The organism is Bacteroides sp. MSK.20.12 (genome assembly GCF_019052435.1).
GTDB lineage: Bacteria > Bacteroidota > Bacteroidia > Bacteroidales > Bacteroidaceae > Bacteroides > Bacteroides xylanisolvens.
Window position 1 is genome coordinate 93,939 of sequence record NZ_JAHQVH010000015.1, and the last position, 22,460, is coordinate 116,398.

Consider the following 22,460-nt stretch of genomic DNA (forward strand, 5'->3'; position numbering starts at 1 on the left):
GATTAATATGTAAAAGAGAGAGAGGGTGGAAGCCGGTTGGCTTCCACTTTTTTTATATCTCTTTATCCTCATCTATTCACATGGTTTTATCTTCATCGCATATCCGCCCCCCGGATACATTACAATTTTAAGCTTCTTATCAACTGGCAACTTTTTCATTATTTTACGATAGTCAGAAGCGTTTCTATCCGAATTCAAACCATCACAAAAGATTTCTACATAATAATCTGCATTCGGCAAAAAAGACAAATCAACCAGAGTCTTACGAATCGACCAATCATTCATACCTCCTACATACCATACATCTCCTTTACGACGAGCAATGTGAATATAGTGAGAAAGTTTACAATCCAGCGAACGAGTCTCATCCCAAACAGTAGGAACAGATGATATAAAATCAGTGCATTCTTGTTCTTTCATGTACCGGGTAGGTGAATCACATAACATATTCAAGGGAGAATTAAAGACTACATACCCCGCCATTTGACGGCATCGTGTACCTTGACTCATAGGGTTACTATAAACCGGATGATAACTTCCCTGAACTGTATTCTGCATCGCTCCTTGTGTATAATCCACAGGTCCTGCCATCATTCGTATAAACGGAAATTGCAAATCATAAGTAACCTGATCACATTCTACCGGCCTCCATTTCATTTGCTCCAATCCATGTACCCCTTCAAAATTCATCACATTCGGATAAGTCCGTTGAATCCCAAAAGGCTTACAAGCACCATGATAATTAAGAATCATGTGATATCTGGAACATAATTCCGCTGCTTCCCACATAAAGCGAATCATATCCTGATCATCCCTATCCAGAAAGTCTACTTTAAAACCTTTCACTCCCATTTCTGCATAGTGCTTCACCACTTTTTCCATATCCCGGTGAAATGCCCAATAACCAGCCCATAAAATAATATCTACATTCCTACTTTTAGCATAAGAGACCAACTCTGTCAAATCAATTTCAGGAATAACCTGCAACATATCCGCCTGCTGATTTACTGCCCAACCTTCATCCAAAATGACATACTCAATCTGATTTTTAGCAGCAAAATCAATATAATACTTGTAAGTCTCATTATTTATTCCTGCCCGAAAATCCACTCCGGAAATATTCCAATCATTCCACCAATCCCAAGCGACCTTGCCTGGTTTAATCCATGAAATATCTTTCAGTAAGGAAGGTGCCGCTGTCAAGTAAACCAAATCATTATCCAGCAATTCCCTATCCTGCTCGGTTATCGTAAATATTCTCCAGGGAAACGTACGCTTTCCATTAGTGCGGGCAATATAATCATAACGTTTCATCACTATTTGCTGTAGTTGATTATGTCCTCCCTGCTCTGTTTTCTCTGGCAAAGGCGCCCAAACACCTTTCATTGAAAAGCTATCAGGATTACTTTGCAGAAACATACCGGGATAATCCCAAAGGTCACTTTCTGTAATACATACCTTTTCAACATTATCCGGTAGCTCCACTAAAAAAGGATAAAAAATTAACCGTCTATTATTCAGTTGGGGTAACAGTTGATTATCATAAGTATTCTCAAAAGAATTTAAATACTGACTAAACAAATTGTTATCATCTCCATAATTACTGTAAGCGGCATAACCTTTAGTTCCTGATGGAAAATGAAAAACTGCTTTCTCATTATTAATAACAATCTCCTTTTCCTTGAAATCTGTTACAAAACGATAAGCGACTCCCTGATTATAACAACGGAAAACAACTGAATAGTTACCTTTAAAACTAGCAGTCAATTCATTATAAATATTACTAACTTCCTCTTTTATATATATGGGAGATGAAATTTTCTCTGCCACCGAACGCCTGTTTATACTCTTTATTTTTGGATTTTCTCCTAATATACCAATAAAACGGACATCCATGCCAATTGCAGACGGTTGAAGCACTGTCGTTCCATTCCGCGTAATGGCGATCTCCAATTCTTTACCTATCATAACCTGAAGTTCGGTTTTCATATCCGGTGATTGTACATGTAATACTTTTTGTCCCCAACTTACTACAGGTGACAACAAAATACATAACAACAGTTGATACTTGATTTTCATTTTATCAATCGAATTATTTATTTTTATTCACCCTTCAGACGTCTCTCCAGCATTTTCATGAAATAACCACCGACTACTGAGCGCGCGCGAAACACCTTCACTTCGGGGCGGTCCGTATACATCCAGTCAGTCATCGGTACACGATCAGGGGTTGTAGCCATAAACAAATAAACAGGATCTATAAACTTCTCGAATGTTTCCATATCCGGAGCTAAAGTGGCTGTCCATATAATCCAATCAGTCTTGGTATAAGTTTCACGATTATCCAACGGCAGACCATATTTATTCTGCACTGAAAGATAATAAGGTATTTCTGTCTGTACTACTTTGTCTGGAAATATCCGCCAATCCATCAGTTTATCCCATACCAAATTATATTTCTGACTCCATGTTCCCGGTTTGTCAAACGCCAATCGATAATGATCTCCGTCATCAGCCATCTTCATCCATTCCAAAGCCATCTCTTTTGCTTTTTGCATATAGCTTTCACTTAGTTCTTTATTACCCAGATTACCAGCCAGATACCCATAAGATGCTACCCCTAAGATTGCTTTAATGGAAAGATTAGCATTATGGGCCAAATGCCCGGCAAAATCATCTGTACAGAGTTGGTTTGCAGGATCAAGACCATTATTAAGTAAATAATCCGCCCAAGCAGTCAATGTTTTCCAATGTTTTCGGGCATAATCTGCATTTCCTTCTACAGCGGCAATCGACGCTGTTAAAATCAACATATTACCAGATTCTTCTATTGGCATTTCTCCAACATATGTTTCACCATTAGCAAGCGGGTAAGTTCCAACATCATGGGCTGCAAACGGTTTAGTCCATCTGCCACTCTCATTATAATAAAAAATAGGATTCAACATACCTTTAACCAGTTCCGGATTATAAAGCAGAAACAAAGGAGCTGAAGGATAAGTAATATCCACTGTACCAATAGATCCATTACTGGAATTTTCTTTTGAAAGGAACAGTAAATCTTTATTAGGAGCTTCTACCAGTTTATGTGCCGCAATTGCCTGACGATATGCTAAAGCACAAAGTTCGGCATATTTACGTCCTCCTGTTTCAGCCGCCTCTTTCATTAACTGATAATCGAAAGCCATACATCTCTTCATTAATTTCTCATAATCCGAATTCGCCTTATGAAATTGAGATAGGATTGTTTCTGTTCCCTTCCGATTCCAGTAAGGGCGCAAGTTCTCCCCAAAATACTGAATTGAGAATATATCATCATATCCAATTAAGAAACGCCCTTCCGACTTTCTAATAGCTCCCAAAGAACAAACTAAAGCCATTCGCTGGTTTTCTCCTTTAGTGTTGGCTACACCACTATAAAAATCGGTATCTCCCTTTAAAAAACTTTCGCGAAGCTCATTAGGATTTCCAACAGCAGCAAGAGTATTATGACCGTCTGCACCTAAATAGAAATATCCCCAATCAATACGAACATCATCGCCTTTCGTACCAAGGATATTCTGTTGCTGCGTACCACTTTTGAGAAAAACAAAACCATCTTTAGTAAAAGTCTCTGAAACAGACAACTGGTTTGGAAGATTCATAGCCCAACGCGGAGACACTTCTATATAAAGTTCCACATTGTGTGTGTTACCATCATCAGCTTTCATTTCATAAGAAAGATAATTTACCGGGCGGGCTACTAACTCAAGATCATCCATCAAAAAAGGGGCGGTAAAGGTCAAATCCAATTGAACCGGGCCACAAGCAAACTGATAAATCGTTCTTGTCGGCTGTACATCGACAGAGAGTTGACGAGCCGTCTGTGTGAAATAAGATACCCTATCCTCTTCAACAGACAAACTTGAAGTATCGCCATTCATACTCACCATCAGATCATCATCTTCTATTCCCATAAAACGATATGGTACTCCATCTACTTTCACAACACCTATCAAAGGAAAATTTTGCCCTGTCCAATGTTTCAAAGAAGAATCATACAGATTATCCCCAAAGGACCAAACACTAGTGTAAGGATCTATCGTCACTAAAGGATAAGCAGGAGCACGCAACTCATTCTTATCAATATGATATGCCTCTTTATTATTGCAACTTAACAATAATAAAACCATTAATACTCCCGGAAAAATCCAGGATTTTATAATCTTCATATAGAGTTTAAATATTAAATGATGATTTTATTTTTATTCCACAGGTTGGATTGAATACATTTCGTTTGCATTCAGTGTCAGAGTGATCTGTCCATTGCTAACCGCTAAAATTTGGGCACTCCCTAACCCATTCTCGGTTACAGGATATATTGTCACCTGTTTTATTCCAGTCCAATCAGAAGGCAATGTCCATTTCATAGCAGAGTAGCCTTTCTCTGAAAAAGCGATAATCTCCTTGTGGTCTTTTATCCATGTCACAGGAATAAACAAATTATTATCCCGACGTACCAGGTTTCCGTCTTTTATAAGCGTTTTATTTTGTCCGTTTACAACTAATCCATCAGAATAGATTACGGTTTTAGTATCAGCATTATAACTTTCTACTTTATATTTATTCAAGTAAGCCCATTGCAAAGTAGTGATACAGAATTGCTTTTTAAATTCCGTAAAATTCGTATTTGTACTTATTATTTCTTCGCCATGCATATTATCACCAAACAGGAAAGCTGTATCCCATATAGTTCCATACAAACCACTACGTCCTCCACAAGCCAGTTCCGGACTAATTGTACAACGTTCTTCAGCCGTCAGATCGCTATACCACGCTGCCGGTTGTAAACCATAAAAAGCATCAGTACGTTGATACCCCTTATAAAACTCACTTGTTACATCTATCCCCTTATCGCGCCAATAACGAAAAATCTTCCTCATTACTTCAGTCGTCATTTCTTTCGAATACCCGTGATAAGGACTTTCGCGCGGTTCAAATGCATCAATATGCACAGTCTTTGAGGAAGTCAGATCCAGCAGTTCTATCACTTCGTCTATACGTTTCTTGGTATATCCTTTCTTCCATTCATTAACCAGGCATACTTGAAAGTTAGGCATATTATTATAAGATCCCCATTGTAAAAAAGTGCCGTCCGCATTTCGACAAAGCAAATCTTGTTTCACATACGTATGCCATAACGGACTATTCGTATAAGCATCCGTCAAATTGATGTGAACAGAAATTATTGTATTATACTTGGCAGCCTCTTTTTTCAACCAAAGATAACTATCACGCGCAGTCTTATCTTCCGGTCTTTTTAGTGCTTCATTAAATACATTAAAGGCTGGATATTTGTCATCATGTCCATTAAATTGCCACCCCACGAGATATAGTATTTTTGTAATACCACGCGTTAGATTATCAATCTTCTTCACATTATCTAATACATCATTATATCCCAATTTCTTAATAGTACCTCCTTGAAGGTCAGGTTGCGCAAGAAACATTTTCATCAACATAGAAGTATGATAAGAAAGCATATAGGGACGTTCCGGTTTCCCGGTTTTTGTATAGTCATATTTCTCTCCCGAAATATTATCAACAAACTCCTCATCTTCTTCATTCTTTACTACTGAAGTTCGTTCTTCATTGCTACAAGCACTACTAACTGTTGATACCATAACAAACAGCAAGAAATATATAAGGCATAGACGATAACTAAAATTCTTCATTATAATATTTATTAGATGGTTATTATATTATTTTAATCGTACTTGGACGGATTTTCCAACCGTTGAAGAGTATGATTTCCAAATCTTACCTTCTCTCTTTATTAATATCTTAATCCCATTACCATTCCGAATGACACGAATATCAAAAGGTTTTGTATCAAACGCGTACACATTTTTGAGTTCCATAAAATCCCATTCATCCGGTAGTTGGGGGGTCAACACAAATGTATGTAACCCCGTCGGACGGATGCCAAACATACCCTCTATGATAATTCGACAATAAAGACCGCTTTCTGCAGACAAATGGCGCTGATTACCTTCCGGCCAGGCTTCTATCGGATAAGGTACATGATTACCTAATAATCGTTGTGCGGAATAACGTTGTAAATACCGGGTTGCTTTCTCACGCTCACCAGCAGCATAAATACCCCTTAAAGCATATAAAGCAGGCCGATCCCAATAAGTAGAAGTGCCCGTTTGCGACAATAAACCATTCTCCGTCCATAGATGTGGAGAGAGCAATGCATTGACAGTCCCTTCCTTACGGTCAAAGATACCAGCCACCAATGGCACGCATATCCAAGAACGAAGTAGATCGTTACCTTTATAATAACGGTATGTTTCATACCCTTCTATATTCGCTTCAAAATAGCGGGCTATATTCTTTCTTAGTATTTTTGCTTCTTTCCGGTATCCATTAGATAGTGACACAGGCTTTCCCAGTTCTTCACTTAAATAGCTGGCAGAAAGAAGAGCGTCATAGTACAAAGTAGATGTATTAAGATTTGCATCTCCTGCCGGGAAGCGATTCTCCATCTCATCGGTATCTGAAATTACCACACCTTCATCATTAAGTTTTCGTTTACAATACATCAGACACCATTCTATCAAAGGCCACAATTCATTTGCAACGTTAATGTCTCCTAACTCCAAAGCAAAACGTGCTGCACCATAAGCAATCATCGCCGCATCTCCACGATCACCGGCACCATTCCAAATATCTTTTCCTTCTGCTATTATTGAACTCGGAATCGGATTATATTCAGGATTCATAAAACGTGCAAAATGCCGATAAGAATTGATAGCCGCCTCATTACCCGTTTCATACCCAAGAAAAGGAAAAAAAGGATTAACATATTCCGCCTGATCGTTTGCCCAAATAGCTGCATAATAAGCTTCACCGCCCGGCCCATGCATCAACCCGCCACTTGTACGATAAATGCTTTCCGATGCACGGATTTTAGCAAAAGCAAAAGCCGTATTCAAGGTTGTATCAGGAGAACAAAAATCCAGATTATTCCACACTTGTTTTATAAAGTTATCTCGTGAACTAAATTCTGCATCTATATTCGGCAATAGTTCCGTCTGACCTCTTTTATAAGCCTGAATCGATGCCCCAAAAGTGATGGATTCACCACTTCCAAGCAAAAATACGTCCTCTTTACCTACAACAGTAGAAGCCACTAATGTATAACTTCCATCCACTCCCTGATCCGACTTTGTCTGATACACAACACGAGAATGAGGAAGCAATACTTCCACCTTTTCATTTCCCATATTCTTAACAGTATATCGCTCGCACAACATCGGCTTGTCAACAGAAGGAAAAAAGACGCGAGTTAATTCTATCGCAGGAACAAGCTCTCCGCCTGCCTTGGTTCCTCTTGTATGTCCGACTGTAAACTCACTGACTACCGTCAACTTTCCATCCAATCGTATTGACTTTACCTGCTCATTATTCAAGGTTAATCCATTTACCTGTAACATAGCCAAAAAATCAACAGAAAAACGACGGGTCAAGCTAGCATGAGTATCATTAGGAATCGTACGCAACATAGGCCATACCACCGAACGTTCCAAGGAAAAAGTACCATCAGCATTCACACCATAACGAAGCACGGTAGCGACCATTTCACCCCCCATTTCTATATGATCATAGTGGGGAATATTCTGTCCTATACTCCATTCTATCGATTGGTCCGGTTGAATCTGCCAACGAGACTGTCCATCCATTTCACAGAATAGTAATAACCCCACAAATAAAAAAACTAGTTTAGCAATTTTCATTCTTTGTATATTTAAATGCAAGAACATAAAATGTATATTTATAAATCCCATCATCGTAATCATCATATCCATACAATGATGGGAATATTATTTTAATCGATTGGTTGTCCGTCAACAGAAGTCACTTTCTTCATAGAAAACTCCCAAATAGCCGTACGATCAGCATTTCCACTTGGAATAGCTTCCATCTTCACATATCTAGTTTTCAACTGATTATCAAGCATATCATTCGGTATTTCTCCCCAATACAGACCATCTTCCGGGAAACTAATAGAAGCAACTTTGATCCAGTTGACAGTAGCGTCATACTCTTTCAGGCGATTATGCAGTCCCCGATATTCTTCTCCTTCTCCCTGATACCCCGAAAGTATATTCCAGTCATTATCAGACAGGGCAGCATTTACATCATCGGTAGTAATATAGAAGTTAGCACCACCAGCTTTTACATCCCATTTGGAGAACGCACCTAATTGTGCTATGAAATAAGGATATCCAAGATCAATTACAACATACGGATTTCCATAATTTCCACCATGACTATCATTCACATATCCCATCCAACCGAAATTATTAGAGGCATTACCATCGAACAGATAAGAATAAGCATGTCCCCATGGTTCATAAGTCAATGTTCCATAAGCAACTTTCCACTTCGATTTATCCGTCACTTCTGCATTGGTATAAGTATGGAAACCACAAATCAATAACATTTCATCTTTATCTGTATTTGCAGTTTCAGAAAGAGCTAATAATCTGATAGGCAGCACATAAATCACTCCACTATTATTCTTCTTAGCTTCATAAATCTTATCCGGATAAAAAGTTATATTAGCAACAATACTTGTGGCAGATTCCCCCATTGAAATAAGACTATTCGGCAATTCATACATATCAGATTCCAAAACTTTATATGGTATTCCTTCAGGAATACCATATTTTTCATCCAAATCAGCTTGAGAAATTAAATCCAATTGTATATCAGTAGCCAATGCACCTTTCTTCACAATACTAACCGGTACTACATGATAAGTTTCAGCACTGTTTAATATCAGTTGTTCTCTACTCTCTCCAAACGATACGACTACAGGAGACACATTGCATCGAAGTAATACTTTATTTTTATCAGCATTAACTGAATCGCTAGCACTAACTAAATGTACCGGCAACACATATTCGACATTAGCTCCTCCCTCTTTAATAGCACCATAGATTTTCTTAGGTTTAAAAGTAACACGAATTGTTTTTCCTGTTTCATCCCCCAAAATAGATACAGCCTCATCTACTATCACATACATATCCTTGGACAAGACCCGATAATTAGTCCCTTGTTTATCATTATACTCCACATCTACTTCATCCTGTGTTAGTACTTCCAAAAAAGCATTTGCTTCCAAATCTTTGCGCAAACCACCTTTTATCACTGTCAACTGATACTCGTATGCCTCTTCTTCCACAGACATGATAACCTCTTGCGAACCAGTTTCCTTTATTGATAAAATCTTATGATATTCATCCGGAACCAGTTCGTCATACTTTCCATCCAGATCATTACAAGATAGAAACAGACCCAGACATCCTAACAACCAGATATTCAGAATATATTTTTTCATACTTCAGCATTTTTCAAATTAATATTTAGGAGCTTGTTTCAAATGCGGATTATTATAAATTTCGCTAGCATTGACAGGAAGCAAATACATACGATCATCCCATTGAAATGGCTGATCCACTTTCGTCCGTCGATTAAACTCTTCAAAAGTAGGATTCTCCTTTTCTATTGCATTCAATCCTTCACGAACTCCCGCCTTAAATAATTGTGGAGCAATCATCCAGCGACGTGCATCGTAATAACGGTGCCCTTCAGCAAACAATTCAACAAAACGCTCATTACGTATCCAATCCATCAACGGCATTTCATTTAAATCTTTTGCTCCTATTGCAGAAATACCTGCACGTTCCCGCACTTCATTCAAATTATCCAACGCAGGCTGTTGCTCGCCTAAAGCAGCATGACATTCAGCCAAACTCAAATATAACTCTGCCAGCCGAATGAAAGGAGTAGGTACTGAACGATAATTATACCCACCATCCTTCCGAAATGTCAAATCAGGAGCTGCCCATTTCTTCAGGAAATATCCAGTTGTACAATTATCCCGGTTAAACTTACTCGGATTATATCCCTGCTTTAAAGAATTTCTCACTTGTACAATGAGGGGAGAACCATCACATATCTTCTGTCCAAATTCATCACCATCAAACGATAGCCATGCATAAAAACGAGGTTCACGTTTCGTATTCAATTTTATAATATCTTCTCTACCTGCATATCCGGCAGATTCGAACCAGCTATCTTTTGACAATTGCGAATCATTTTCCGGTAGTTTTCCGTCAGCCGTATAAAAATGCTCCACAGCATAAAGTAATGGAGACATCGCACATACACCTCCCCAAGCAGAACCATCATTCTTTGTTACTACCCAATGAGGAACAGCTTCTACTGCATTAGTACTTAACCTATCAGTCACTATTCCCCAAATCACTTCCCGATTTCCTTCCGTTTCTGCAGAACACATCATATAGCGCATTTGCATAACCTTTTTCTTAAAATCATCACTCGTACCCGGGATATTGGGTAGATTCAATTGATGCATAGTTCGAAGGCTCTCTGAAGTCTGCAGATCAAACAAAGCCCTTCCTCCTTCAGCCAGTGCTAGATCCAATGCCTCCTGACATGCCGTTTTGGCACGTACCCATTTATCACGGCTATAGTTCAAGCTCACCAATTCCTTTCCATACCCCGGTGTTTCATAGTTTGTATTTTTCCATCCTGTAAAAGGAAAGCCACCATTCCATAAAGGAGAAGCTGCATATAAAAGTACCCTAGCCTTCAAAGCCTTACTGGCAACGGAAGTAGCACGTCCCAAATCATTGACATCCACTGTTGCAGGTAAAACTTTAGCGGCTTCATCCAACCAACCCACTATCTTATCGACACAATAATCAAAATGAGAGCGCCCGGGAAATTCGTACTTAGGTGTATTCGGCAAATAGTAATGTTCGATTATAGGAATAGGACCATATGCTTCCAACAAACGGAAATGATAATATGCCTGTAAAAACAAAATTTCAGCTTTCCAACGCTGCCTGTCATTCTGAGAAACACCAACCGGATTCAGTTCATCCAATGTCTTTAAAAACAAATGACAATGCCCCAGATAATCATAACAAGAATTCCAAGGTAAAGCAGCCGGGCCCCAATTTGAAACATAAGTAGACGAAAGTTGGTCCCAACTAACTTGTTGTCCCAGATACCCCCACAATAATGGATTCACAAATTCATCTGTAGAACTCTCCAATGCGCCCAAATTATTACAGGGTGCACTATAATTTGTACCTGAATAGCATGAATAAAGAAAGCCGATAGCATCATCTTTATCACGCATCGTATCATCAAAATCAGCCGTTTCAGGAGGTACCACATCCAAATAATTACAAGCTGTAAAACAACAGACCGGCAATATTATTTTTGCCCAATATAACATGTGTTGAATGATCTTCATAGTCTATATTATTATTGAAGTATTTCTAACTGATTAAAAAGTAAACTGAGCCCCGATATTAATAGCACGCTGTAGTGGATAAGCACTATAGGACAATTCCGGATCCCAAAGTTTAAACGGACTCCATACCGCCAGATTATCTCCACTAAGATAGATGCGGCAAAACGAAAAAGAATATCCTAATTCCAACGTTTTGAAACGTAAAAAATTACCATTACGCATCCAGAAACTACTAGGTTTCATATTATTAGCTACTTGAGAATTATTGACTCCCAATCTGGGATAAGCAGCCTCCGGATTAGGACTGGCTTCCGACCAATAATTATCGGCTATAAATTTCATCAGATTCCGGTCCTGATTCCCTACGTCTGAACAGAACGGAGCAATGTTGTCTATCATTAGTGTACGTTGGGCGGAACCATTGAAGAAAACACCGAAATCAATGTTCTTATATGTCCAGTTCAAACCAAACCCATATTGAATACGAGGTATACCTCCATAACGAGATAACATAACTTGGTCCTCTGTCGTAATAGCACCATCACCATTCACATCCCTGTATTTTATATCACCAGGCATTACTGTACTCCCCAAATTCTTTTGTGAAGGACTATTCCGTATATCATCCTCATCTTCAAATAACCCATCTGCAATATAGCCATATGTACATGACAGAGGTTTACCTGTTTTCGTTTGCCATACATAAGGGTAATCCGGTTCGTCATTATACACATATTTATTTTGTGTATACGTAAAATTACCACGTAAATCTACAAACATATCCTTTATTATTTCTTTCTTCCAGTTCACGCTTAATTCAAAGCCTTTATTATCCACTTTCCCAATATTGCTCCATGGAGTAGCATGAGCATATCCCATAATAACCGGCCATGAACCACGCTTCTGCAAAATACGGTCGCGACGGTCATGGAAATAATCGAAAGTGATACTCACCTGATCAAAAAGATTTAGATCTACTCCAATATCAAATTTTTTAGCACGTTCCCACGAAGCATTCTCCACTGCATATCCTTCTATTCCCGGACCTTTTTTAGATATATAAACTCCATCATAAGGACCGGTAGAGAATATTCCGCTTCCATCGATATTGACATTATTAATATACAAAAAATGAGCGGCACCAGCCAAAAGTCCTGTTTCATCACTTCCTACAAGACCATAAGAGCCACGAATTTTGAAGTGAGTTACAGCTGTTGAAAGGGGCTCCCAGAAACTTTCATTACTCACCGCCCAACCCAATGACATTGCTGGAAAAAACTCGAATCGATGTCCGCTAGCCAAACGTTCCGTTCCATTATAACCAAAATTAAATTCAGCAAAATATTTATTCTGATAATCGTAGGTAAAACGTCCGGATAATCCTTGATTCCTCTGTGGCAATACATCACTGCGATACTCACGCTGCATATACATTAACATACCGGAAACTGTATGGTCTTCACCAAAACGTCGATTATAATTAACACGTGCATCAAAATAAAAGGTTCTGTCAGAATAACGATTGATCGTCCCCTGTTTAATATAATCTGTTCCTTTCTGTAATAACTCAAGATAGAAAAACTCCGGATCAGAGGGATCCCAGGTATAATCCATCACTTTATAAAAATAAGGGGAAAGTGTATTTGTGTATGAAGAACTACTGTGGCTTTTCATATTTACAAGTACCGTTGCGCTCAACCCCTTAGTAATAAAATCAAGCTCTTGGCTGATACGCAAAGAAGCATTTATAGTAGAATAGTTACTCTCACTAAATGAACTCATCATAGCAGCATAGGGATTTACATTCACAGTCGACCCGGTAAGTATCGAGTTACCAAACCGAATATGATTATCGCCTTCTTCTGTCGGATAGGTGGCAGGAAAAGCCACCGGATTGGCATTATAAACAGCATTAAATATGTCAGTGGTAGAAATACCAGGACCTTTCTGGTTTCCAAACTGTGCATTCAGGTGCAAATCTATCTTTGTGGTAGAAGTAGGTTTATAAGATATGTTATTTTGAAAAATATAATTCCAATCGTTGATGTTACTATCAAAAGAATAGGTGCTCGGTACATCCAGTAAACCTGTATCATGATTTGCCTGAATTCCCATATAATAAGTTACTTTAGAACCACCACCCTGCATATTGATATTTGCACGCTGATTCATATTAAAATCCTTAAACATCAGACCATACCAGTCTACATTCGGATAAACATAGGGATTGATTCCATTCCGAGTATACTCTATAACTTCATCAGAATACTTAGGAGTAGCCGATGGAGTACGTGTAGTCAGAGCTTCATTATACAAATTCATCCACGTAGGCCCATCCACATACTCAACCCGGTTCATCGGTTTCACAAAAGAATTCTCTACTGTTACGTTAATTCTTGTACGAGTATTCTCCATTCCCTTTTTAGTAGTAATCAACATAACTCCATTTGCACCACGTGCACCATAAATAGCAGTGGCAGAGGCATCCTTCAAAATTGAGAAACTCTCGATTGATTCAGCGGGAATACGGTCCAAATCACCAGCTGATATTTCCACATCATCCATAAGAATCAATGGAGTGGCCCGTCCACCAAAAGTTCCAACTCCACGAATATAAAATTCGGATACAGAACCTGGTTCTCCACTAGTAGTAGATGAAATAACTCCCGCTAATTTTCCAGCAAAATTACTTGTTAAAGAAGAACTGGGGGCTCGTAGTTCTAACCCTTTTACAGTAGCAATAGAACCTGTCACAGACACTTTCTTTTGAGTTCCGGCACCCACAACAATCACTTCCTCCAATTCATTGGAGGATCCCATTTTCACTTCAATAAATCCCAAATCTCCTACAGGGAGCAAACGCTTATCGTAACCAATATAAGAAACTTCTAATACACTTTTATTCGTACATTCCGGAAGAGAGAACTTTCCGTCCAAATCTGTTATTACGCCTACGTCTTTCCCCCTAATCTTAACACTGGCTCCAATCAATGGTGTATTATCGGAACCATCCGTCACTATTCCGCTGATTATTCTTACGTCGTCTTTCTTATTATCTTTCCTGCTTTCTCTGATAATAGCAAATGAATTTCCATTTCTTCGATATGTCAACCCTGTAGATAAAAGTATCTTTTTCAGGAAAGTTTCAACAGGCATTTGTTTTACAGAAATAGTTATTTTTCCAACCTTTGCTAAATCAGTATCACGATAAGTAAACCTGTATACAGTCTCCTTTTCAACTTGATTTAAAACATGCTGTATACTTGTATTTTTCACAGACAATGTTATATATTCTTTTTCATTCTGTTGTTGCGCAAACAAACTCAATGGAATAAAAAATAAAAAGATATAAAACAGAATCAAATAATTATTGCTACTTTTGTAAAAGTTGCATTTAGAAGAGTTATACTCTTTCTTGACATTTTTCATTATATTATCATATAAGGTTAATACTATAATAGTACTCACAATTGTATTAACTAGAGGGGAACCGTTAGTCTGCCAACTTTTCGGTTCCTTTTTTTATGGTGCTCTTTCTTTCATCCTATTTTATTTAAAGTTATTACTCTGATTGAATCACTATTTTACCATCCTTCTCCATATAGGTAAAATCATAATGCATTTGAAGGATCTTCAATACATCATAAATATTATCTTCTTTAAAACTTCCGGTAAACAAGTCCGAATTATACTCATTCTCTAATATTTCAATTTTCATTCCATAACGTTTTTCCAGTTTATTCATGATGTCTGAGAAACAAGTTGACCGAAATACTAATTCTCCTCTCATCCAAGCAGTTTCAAACTCACCAGATGTCGGTGAAACATACAATGAATCACTCAATTTACTATAAACTACCTTTTCATGCGGCTTCATAACAATTGCATGAGCACGATCACCTGTAGTGGTCAGTTTGACGCTCCCTTCTATCAGCATCGTTTCCACATGTTCTTGTTCAGGATAAGCACAGATATTGAACTTTGTACCTAACACTTCAATATTCACATTCTCCGTGTGTACATAAAATGGTTTCTTCGCATCTTTGGCAACTTCCAAATAAGCTTCTCCTGAAAGATATACACTTCTATTTTTTAATCCGAAATCAGAGGGGTATGAAAAAGAAGTAGTAGCATTCAGATAAACTTTCGTACCGTCCGGCAATATCAGCTCCGTTTTGTCTCCACTCTCTACCTGTACTGTCAACTGCGAATTTAACAGACTATTTAGTTTTTCATTATTATAATAGAAATATATTTGAGTTCCTAGCAAAACCGGTATGATAACCGCAGCCGCAACTTTGAGAAAAGTATATAAGAAATGAGGCTGATGGGAATGGGCTGCCGGGCTTAATTTTTTCATAAAATGACTAACACCATCCGGCACGGTAACCGATGTTCCATAATTTTCCCAAACATCTGACAATGTTTGCGTTAATTCTTCGTCAGACATCTTTGCAACAGAGTCCTTTAATTCTTTACCTTCTTGAGAAGTGATAGAATTACGCACAAATTTTTCTAATAAAGTATGTGTCTTTCTTTCCATATATTAGCTGTTTCTATATAGTTAATACGAAACCGCTAATATAATCTACTATGAAAAAATTAGTTTTTTTCGATCAATAAAAAAAAAGAGTGAAAAAGAAGAGAAGAGTACCTTTTATTTCCTTCTTTAGAAGCCGTAAGGCTGTAGAAAGTTGATTATAGACAGTTTGTTCACTTATTCCCAATTTGCTAGCTATCTCTGAAGAGGTTAATCCTTCCTCCTTACTCATCTCAAAGATTTCTCGTTGCCTCGAAGTCAATTTCTCCTTTGCCCGATTTAATTCTTCTACAAAAAGATCAAAATCCAGTTTTCTTTCAATCTCGGTAGGAGTACTTAATACAGCCTCATCACAATAATTCAGATAGTCTTCAAAAAGGGGTTCACTAAGTCGCTTGCGGAATTCATCAATAATCAGATTCCGGGATATTTTGAACAAATATGATTTAAAAGAAAGATCCGGATCAATAAGCTCTCTATTGATCCAGACCTTTATAAAAGTGTCCTGGACAATACTACCAGCCAAATCAGCAGAACGTGTCATTCCTAACACAAAGCCATACAGATTCCCTGCATACATTTTATATAATGCATCAAAATCACGATATGAACCTAAACGTAGCCTTTTTAGCTGTTCTTTATCCATGTGTTTGTATCCTTGGAGACAGTGATATTTATTTAATAGTCACCATCGTAGCCCCAAACCCATATTCCTGGAAAGAAGCATCCTGATAACGGCAATTACTATATTTCCGTTTCAATTCATCAATGACAGCCTTTCGAAGTACCCCATCTCCCTTGCCGTGAATAAAGACAATCTTCTGTTCACGCTTATTCTTATAAGTTTCCATCACTTCGCGAAACTTATCCAATTGATAATTCAGTATTTCAGCATTGCCCATCCCTTGAGTATCATCCAGCAAAGAATCAATATGAAGATCTATTTCAATAATTCCGCTCTTTCCGCCATGAGTAGTATGGTTTGGTTTCACAATAGGTTGTGACTTCGGTTTATCTACAGATTTCTTCTGCAGCAGAGCCTCTTGAATCTCCTCCGCCGAAACATATACTTGTTTGGCAGGCATATCATCTTTCACAATGTCATAAATCAAAGCCGGTTCTTCAAAGAAATCAGAATCGCTAAAGGTATGAAGTTTATAGAACTTCACGGTATCGATCCGTATCTCCACACTAACAGCCGGTTTGATAGCCGCAGGCTTACCGTCCTTGAAAGCGATCAACTGAACAGCCACCCGCTCCATATCATTCAATACATCTTTGGTGAACTCTTCCAACAGCAATTTTGTATTAGGCTCCACCAAACCATGCGAACGGTTCTTCCATGCTTTTCCTTCTGCACTCAAATAAGTGTAATACAAATAATAATTGCTATCATTTACCAGATAAGTTTCAAAAGGAGTAGTCATCATCGCTTTTGCGTCTTCGGGCACATAAGCCAGAAATACATTCAAAGTATCTCCTCCACGCACCTCCGGCTGACGTTGAATAACAGGCATCTCCGGTTTTACCGGTTTAACAGGTTCTTCCGGTTTCGGCGCAGACGAACCGGGTTTACGCCTCATATTATAGTCATCTGTTTCAATCACGACACACTCGCGTATCGGCATCGGAATATCAAACCCATCTACATCTTCTACCAACACAAAATCCTTTCCCTGGAATCCAGTTACGATTCCACCGCCTACCTCACTAAGAAAGCGTACTTTATCTCCTATTTTCATTATTGTATATCCAATTAAAATTCAAACTCAAAAAAACGAGTAACAAAGATAGAGATTTCTATGAAATTAAATGGAGATTCGGTTCTAAAAACAAACCGTCTGCCTTTATTCCTCTTTTTATTGTAACTTTGCCTCTGGAAGTTACGAAAAGAGTGTAATTTATTGGAAATGAGCGTAGGTTAATTGCTCATGATAGTAATAGGTTACGAATTAGTTAGTTATCTACTGCATTATCCTTCTGCGCGTTGCGTAACCTTCAAAGAACTCTTCGTATGCAAAAATAGAAATTAAACGGGAGATTTAGAAATAAATCTCCTGATTTTTTATCCTCACATATAAGTTTTTCCGTAAAAGCGGTTTTGTCCGTCGGCACACCATCGCCCAAAGAGATTTTGGACGAACGTATGCCGACTACCGCATAAGCGGAGAAAAGGGCTTTGCCTCACGCCTAAACAGAAGTTTAGACTGATGATGCAAGGCCCATTTCTTTTGCGCTTATGCCAGAGAGGTGCTTTTACGGATTTCGGACGGTTTTTCTTTTTCGCTGTCCATTTGAGCCGGAAGCGGAAAGCCGTGCATGACCGCCCGCTCCATGAATGGAACAAGCCGTCACCCACGGCAGGCAAACCTGAAAGAATGATTTTATATCTCCGACCGGACACGTCCTGCCGGATATATAAAACCATACTTTCCACACGGTGGTTTGCCCGGTTTCACGCTTCCGGCTATCTCCCTTTTTCTTTTGTGGACTTCTTTTTTTCACGGATTTCTCTTTTGAAATTTTCTGTCTAATCTGCCTCCACTTCCGTTTACCTCCATTTCCGCGCCTTTCAGTGAGCCGCATCAGGCAGTCATTTCCGTTCTGGGCGCAAAGGTAATTCCGGGATTGGACGGGAAAGCAAGGTCAAGCCTCCTGTTTTCAGGAAAAATCTCCAGCACTGCGGGTAGTATTTTTCCCGAAAAACCTTGCATTCCCTAATCCCTACCTTTTTAAGCACCCGAAACGAAAACGACCGATGCGACAGAAAGACGCATTAAAAAAAGTGTCGGATAAACGAGAGGCAGATAAGATAGTTTGAAACTCAACTCCCTCAGCTCTTGAATCCGCATTAAAAACAAAAAAATCAAAACAGCGAAGATATGATGGCAACGGCAAATTTCAGACAAGTGGCGCAATACATAGGACTTGCGATATGCGGTTTAATCGTGCGCACCGCCTTCGGGATATTGGGCATCCTTTGGGGCGTCATCACGGAGATAGTAAACGGAGTGTTCCGAGTGGCGATAGGCGTAATCGTGGCTATCCTCTCAACCATCGCATTCTTCGGCTTCATCCTTTGGTTATTCACCCTTTAACCCATCTTATTGGATTACAAATCCAACAGTTTCATCAATTCAGCAGCCCGACACGCTTCTATCGAATTACTGACAGAGAGTTTCTCCAAAATATTCTGCCGGTGTCGATTGACTGTATTCACACTAATATAAAGGGCAGCTGCTATTTCTTTACTAGATAGTCCTTTACGTATACAGCGAAGTATTTCCTTTTCGCGTTCGGATAGGATATTGCGATGTTCTTCCGAAAAAAAGAGCGTTTCGACCTCTCCACGTTCCATATGGGTAATAGTGGGACATATCCCCTGCTCCGTTCGTTGATCTGCAGACAAGGTATAAAGACAAAAAATCAACCATACACTTCCGGAAGGAGTATTTTCCATTATCTGCACTAGGTTATCAATATACTGATAGACTCCTTTCTCATTCATCATACGTATTCTGCATCTTCCCCGGTACTTCAACCGTTCTTCGGAAGACATCGAAAAGGTCTTCTGAAAAAACTGATACTCCAATAACCGCTTTTCTACCAAGTCTTCAGGATGAATACGCCGATAAATACAATCTTCATCCATAGAATCAATCACACTCAAAGCAGCTTCTTCGGGAGTTAAGCCTAGAAAATGCGCCCAAGGATGAACGGCAATGTAACTTTTCCTATTCGAAAGATCTGAAATAACAGCACATCCACCATTAATCTCCGTCAATGAATGAATAAAGCGTTGATGTTGCTCTACAACTCCATTGTCCAATATTTCATCGGCTATCAGTTGTGTCGCATAAACTTCATCTATTTCCTTTTGTAATACGTCCATCTTATAAAATGGTTATTATTCAGTATTGTTGCACACGGAGGTATGACCTATCTTTGCACCACAAAGATAAAGATAATCAAATAAGAAATGATCATGAAACATTTAAAAATCAAAATGATGTCAATAGCCTTTATGGCAGTAACAACTTCTTCTATGGCACAAAGTTTGAATAAAATGAATTGGCTGAACGAGCCTCAACAATGGGAAATAAAAGATGGCAAAACCTTAGTGATGGATGTTCCTGCAAAAACAGACTTTTGGAGGATTTCTCATTATGGGTTCACAGTGGACGACGGACCTTTCTATTATGCGACTTATGGTGGAGAATTTGAAGCCAAAGTAAAGATAACCGGCAACTATGTCACCACCTTTGACCAAATGGGATTAATGCTGCGCATCGACCATGAAAACTGGATAAAAGCAGGTGTGGAATACGTTGATGGCAAACAGAATGTAAGTGCCGTAGTTACGCATCGGACTAGCGACTGGAGTGTAGTACAATTGCCGGATGCTCCCCGTTCGATATGGATAAAAGCAGTCCGTCGCCTGGATGCAGTAGAAATATTTTTCTCACGTGACGACAAAGAATATATTATGATGCGCACGTGTTGGTTGCAAGATAATTGTCCTGTCATGGTAGGATTAATGGGAGCTTGTCCGGACGGGAAAGGGTTCACCGCTACATTCGAAGAGTTTAAAGTGACTCCATTAGCCGATCAACGAAGGCTGGAATGGGCAAAAAGGCAAATGAACAAATAAAAATCAGTCCTGATGCTATTTATTTAAATAGAGAGAAAGCTCTTTATAATATAAATATGGTAGTATATCTTACTTTAAATGTTCTATTTTTAATATGATGAGTATAAATAGCATCACACGGATTTCCTCTTCCAGCAGTTCTGTTGTATAAAATAATGCAAGAATATACAGTTTCAGAGGAGTTTTTTATTCAAAAACAGTCAAAAGATACACTATAAATAAACTTATTGACAATCGTTTCTTTAAAAGGAATAACCAGTTCCTTTTAAAGGAACGACTCATTGATCGGTGAGAAACACTTTATTCCTTTAAAAGGAGCATATAAAACTTTATTTTAAGTGCTATCCCAGAGCTAACCTACACCTGAAACAGCCAACACTCCACATATCAAATTGAGACAAAACAAAGGCAAGTTCTATACATCTATTCTATAAAAGACGCAGACTAAAACAAATTGTCCCAAAACGCAATCGATTTATTTCTTTTCTAAATTCGAAAACAGCAAATCCTTCTCATTTTCAACTCATGCCTAAATATATACTGCATATATAGAATTATACAACGATAAAATATACGTTTTTTCATATATTATCGCCAAAACCGTATATACTTATCTTTCTCACGGTCCAACGCACCTTCATCAACACAATCATCCAACCGGAACCATGAATGTTCTATCAATGAGCCTCTCTTTTTAACAGACTTATCCCAGTTTCCTATCACTTGTCCTTCATGAAGAACAATCGGATAAAACAGACCATTATTGGTAAATGCTTTCGAGTAATGCTCTTTAGGTAAAACGTCTGTCCGGTCTTTATAGCCAAGCAAATATTCATCATAAGAAGGAAGAAGATGCAAACTGCCGGTAACTTTTCCACGAGTCCGGCAATCTTCATGAATATACCATGTCTGTCCATTCCATTCTTCTGCCGTTAATTCCGAATCAATCAAATAAATAGCTTGACGTGCATCTGTAATAGGCAGCCCCGACCACCAGACAAAATCTTGCAAAACAGCAGGAGCATGACTACGAAAATAGCTTCTAGCCAAACGAGCCAAAGATTCATCTTTGGTCAATTCCGGCACCGGTGGAACACGCTCTTCCAAAAGCGCATACGTACATTTACTTCCTTTATCTTCCCCACTACATACAATCCCCACCTGCTCCGCACGAGCCATAAAGCGGGTCATACGATGATTATCCGCTACAATCCCCGAACGGTTAAAATGCTCGGCAATCTCCTGCCTCGTCAGGCTTTTCTTCCCACAAAGAATTTTCTCCAACAGATTATGACTTTTCGTATAGAGTTCTTCAGAAATTTCCAAGTCATGCCCTTTCGCATAAGACTCATTAGCAGATATAATACGCCCGGCGGAAAGTTTCAACATCCACCGGATATCTTCTGCTGCTACGAGATGCCATGTCGGACGCATTACATGAGTCCGCAGGATTTCACCATCACGGAGCGCTTTTTCCACTGTCTGAATCGTTGCTGACTTCAAACGCATTCCTACTGCCCATTTAACCATGGAATAATTCTGTGCCTGCATAGCTCCCATCCAGGACACAAGTTCCTTGGGTTGAGAGAAAAGAGGACTTAATAACTGTTGGTTGAGTAAACGTATATTCGGTATTTTCATTTTAATTTATTGCTATTTTATCAATATAAAACAATAAGGCACACAACGATTTTAGTTTCGTGAGCTTATTATTAGTATATTGCAAATATAAAATTTGGTTCTTCGTCAAATTTGGTGGTACTTCTTCTATTGTGAATAAAGAATCTTGGCTCTCAGTAGTTTGCTTCCTGCCCTATTGTACATCTGCCTTTTTACCGCTTTAATTTTATTCACTGTCCCCTCCAGTAATCCATTACTGAAGGGGATATCAATAGCTGCCTGTACTGCCTCCCAGTCTTTTTCAATAC

General features: G+C 38.7%; 15 protein-coding genes. 2 read left to right on the forward strand and 13 right to left on the reverse strand.

Features of this window, described 5'->3' with window-relative positions; genetic code table 11:
- Window positions 1–72 precede the first annotated feature (72 nt).
- From KTR06_RS10240 to KTR06_RS10290, 11 genes are all read right to left on the reverse strand, one after another.
- On the reverse strand, window positions 73–2,079 hold the full coding sequence (locus KTR06_RS10240) for a glycoside hydrolase family 97 protein (RefSeq protein WP_120067902.1): 2,007 nt from the start codon (window positions 2,077–2,079) through the stop codon (window positions 73–75).
- A gap of 23 nt (window positions 2,080–2,102) precedes the next feature.
- Window positions 2,103–4,211 (reverse strand): glutaminase family protein, encoded by a 2,109-nt coding sequence (locus KTR06_RS10245; protein ID WP_120067900.1) that lies wholly within the window; start codon window positions 4,209–4,211, stop codon window positions 2,103–2,105.
- Window positions 4,212–4,244: 33 nt separating this feature from the next.
- Window positions 4,245–5,663, reverse strand: coding sequence for an endo-alpha-N-acetylgalactosaminidase family protein (locus KTR06_RS10250; protein WP_217290316.1), 1,419 nt, complete (start codon window positions 5,661–5,663; stop codon window positions 4,245–4,247).
- Between the two features lie 78 nt (window positions 5,664–5,741).
- Entirely contained in the window at window positions 5,742–7,781 is a 2,040-nt protein-coding gene (locus KTR06_RS10255; protein ID WP_120067920.1) for a hypothetical protein, read from the reverse strand.
- Window positions 7,782–7,873: 92 nt separating this feature from the next.
- Window positions 7,874–9,391: a DUF1735 domain-containing protein gene (locus tag KTR06_RS10260; RefSeq protein ID WP_217290317.1), complete on the reverse strand. Its 1,518-nt coding sequence runs from the start codon at window positions 9,389–9,391 to the stop codon at window positions 7,874–7,876.
- 18 nt (window positions 9,392–9,409) lie between these two features.
- Window positions 9,410–11,341, reverse strand: coding sequence for a RagB/SusD family nutrient uptake outer membrane protein (locus KTR06_RS10265; protein WP_120067894.1), 1,932 nt, complete (start codon window positions 11,339–11,341; stop codon window positions 9,410–9,412).
- Between the two features lie 33 nt (window positions 11,342–11,374).
- Window positions 11,375–14,704, reverse strand: coding sequence for a TonB-dependent receptor (locus tag KTR06_RS10270; RefSeq protein WP_371745214.1), 3,330 nt, complete (start codon window positions 14,702–14,704; stop codon window positions 11,375–11,377).
- 199 nt (window positions 14,705–14,903) lie between these two features.
- Window positions 14,904–15,884, reverse strand: coding sequence for a FecR family protein (locus KTR06_RS10275; RefSeq protein ID WP_120067890.1), 981 nt, complete (start codon window positions 15,882–15,884; stop codon window positions 14,904–14,906).
- 73 nt (window positions 15,885–15,957) lie between these two features.
- Window positions 15,958–16,527, reverse strand: coding sequence for an RNA polymerase sigma factor (locus KTR06_RS10280; RefSeq protein WP_120067888.1), 570 nt, complete (start codon window positions 16,525–16,527; stop codon window positions 15,958–15,960).
- A 28-nt stretch (window positions 16,528–16,555) separates the two neighbouring features.
- Window positions 16,556–17,623: a DUF2027 domain-containing protein gene (locus KTR06_RS10285; protein WP_120067886.1), complete on the reverse strand. Its 1,068-nt coding sequence runs from the start codon at window positions 17,621–17,623 to the stop codon at window positions 16,556–16,558.
- Between the two features lie 514 nt (window positions 17,624–18,137).
- Window positions 18,138–18,386 (reverse strand): hypothetical protein, encoded by a 249-nt coding sequence (locus KTR06_RS10290; RefSeq protein WP_207895143.1) that lies wholly within the window; start codon window positions 18,384–18,386, stop codon window positions 18,138–18,140.
- Between the two features lie 377 nt (window positions 18,387–18,763).
- On the opposite strand from KTR06_RS10290, the gene KTR06_RS10300 reads away from it, so the two are divergent.
- Window positions 18,764–18,979, forward strand: a complete 216-nt coding sequence (locus tag KTR06_RS10300; RefSeq protein WP_120067884.1) for a hypothetical protein — start codon at window positions 18,764–18,766, stop codon at window positions 18,977–18,979.
- A 14-nt stretch (window positions 18,980–18,993) separates the two neighbouring features.
- On the opposite strand, the gene KTR06_RS10305 is transcribed toward KTR06_RS10300, so the two are convergent.
- Window positions 18,994–19,773, reverse strand: coding sequence for a response regulator transcription factor (locus tag KTR06_RS10305; RefSeq protein WP_022199913.1), 780 nt, complete (start codon window positions 19,771–19,773; stop codon window positions 18,994–18,996).
- Window positions 19,774–19,860: 87 nt separating this feature from the next.
- Between KTR06_RS10305 and KTR06_RS10310 the strand changes: the two genes are divergently transcribed.
- Entirely contained in the window at window positions 19,861–20,532 is a 672-nt protein-coding gene (locus KTR06_RS10310) for a DUF1349 domain-containing protein (protein WP_225472708.1), read from the forward strand.
- A gap of 588 nt (window positions 20,533–21,120) precedes the next feature.
- Here the strand turns inward: KTR06_RS10310 and KTR06_RS10315 are convergent.
- The gene (locus KTR06_RS10315) at window positions 21,121–22,173 is read right to left on the reverse strand and encodes a winged helix DNA-binding domain-containing protein (protein WP_007757852.1); all 1,053 of its coding nucleotides are present in this window, start codon (window positions 22,171–22,173) and stop codon (window positions 21,121–21,123) included.
- Between the last annotated feature and the right edge of the window lie 287 nt (window positions 22,174–22,460).

What these genes read in the sequence shown, in the direction of transcription:
- KTR06_RS10285 (WP_120067886.1), bottom strand. Translation starts at nt 17,623, where the DNA reads ATGAAAATAGGAGATAAAGTACGCTTTCTTAGTGAGGTAGGCGGTGGA.
- KTR06_RS10250 (WP_217290316.1), bottom strand. Translation starts at nt 5,663, where the DNA reads ATGGTATCAACAGTTAGTAGTGCTTGTAGCAATGAAGAACGAACTTCA.
- KTR06_RS10275 (WP_120067890.1), bottom strand. Translation starts at nt 15,884, where the DNA reads ATGGAAAGAAAGACACATACTTTATTAGAAAAATTTGTGCGTAATTCT.
- KTR06_RS10260 (WP_217290317.1), bottom strand. Translation starts at nt 9,391, where the DNA reads ATGAAAAAATATATTCTGAATATCTGGTTGTTAGGATGTCTGGGTCTG.
- KTR06_RS10280 (WP_120067888.1), bottom strand. Translation starts at nt 16,527, where the DNA reads ATGGATAAAGAACAGCTAAAAAGGCTACGTTTAGGTTCATATCGTGAT.
- KTR06_RS10245 (WP_120067900.1), bottom strand. Translation starts at nt 4,211, where the DNA reads ATGAAGATTATAAAATCCTGGATTTTTCCGGGAGTATTAATGGTTTTA.
- KTR06_RS10265 (WP_120067894.1), bottom strand. Translation starts at nt 11,341, where the DNA reads ATGAAGATCATTCAACACATGTTATATTGGGCAAAAATAATATTGCCG.
- KTR06_RS10255 (WP_120067920.1), bottom strand. Translation starts at nt 7,781, where the DNA reads ATGAAAATTGCTAAACTAGTTTTTTTATTTGTGGGGTTATTACTATTC.
- KTR06_RS10305 (WP_022199913.1), bottom strand. Translation starts at nt 19,773, where the DNA reads ATGGACGTATTACAAAAGGAAATAGATGAAGTTTATGCGACACAACTG.
- KTR06_RS10240 (WP_120067902.1), bottom strand. Translation starts at nt 2,079, where the DNA reads ATGAAAATCAAGTATCAACTGTTGTTATGTATTTTGTTGTCACCTGTA.
- KTR06_RS10300 (WP_120067884.1), top strand. Translation starts at nt 18,764, where the DNA reads ATGATGGCAACGGCAAATTTCAGACAAGTGGCGCAATACATAGGACTT.
- KTR06_RS10315 (WP_007757852.1), bottom strand. Translation starts at nt 22,173, where the DNA reads ATGAAAATACCGAATATACGTTTACTCAACCAACAGTTATTAAGTCCT.
- KTR06_RS10310 (WP_225472708.1), top strand. Translation starts at nt 19,861, where the DNA reads ATGATCATGAAACATTTAAAAATCAAAATGATGTCAATAGCCTTTATG.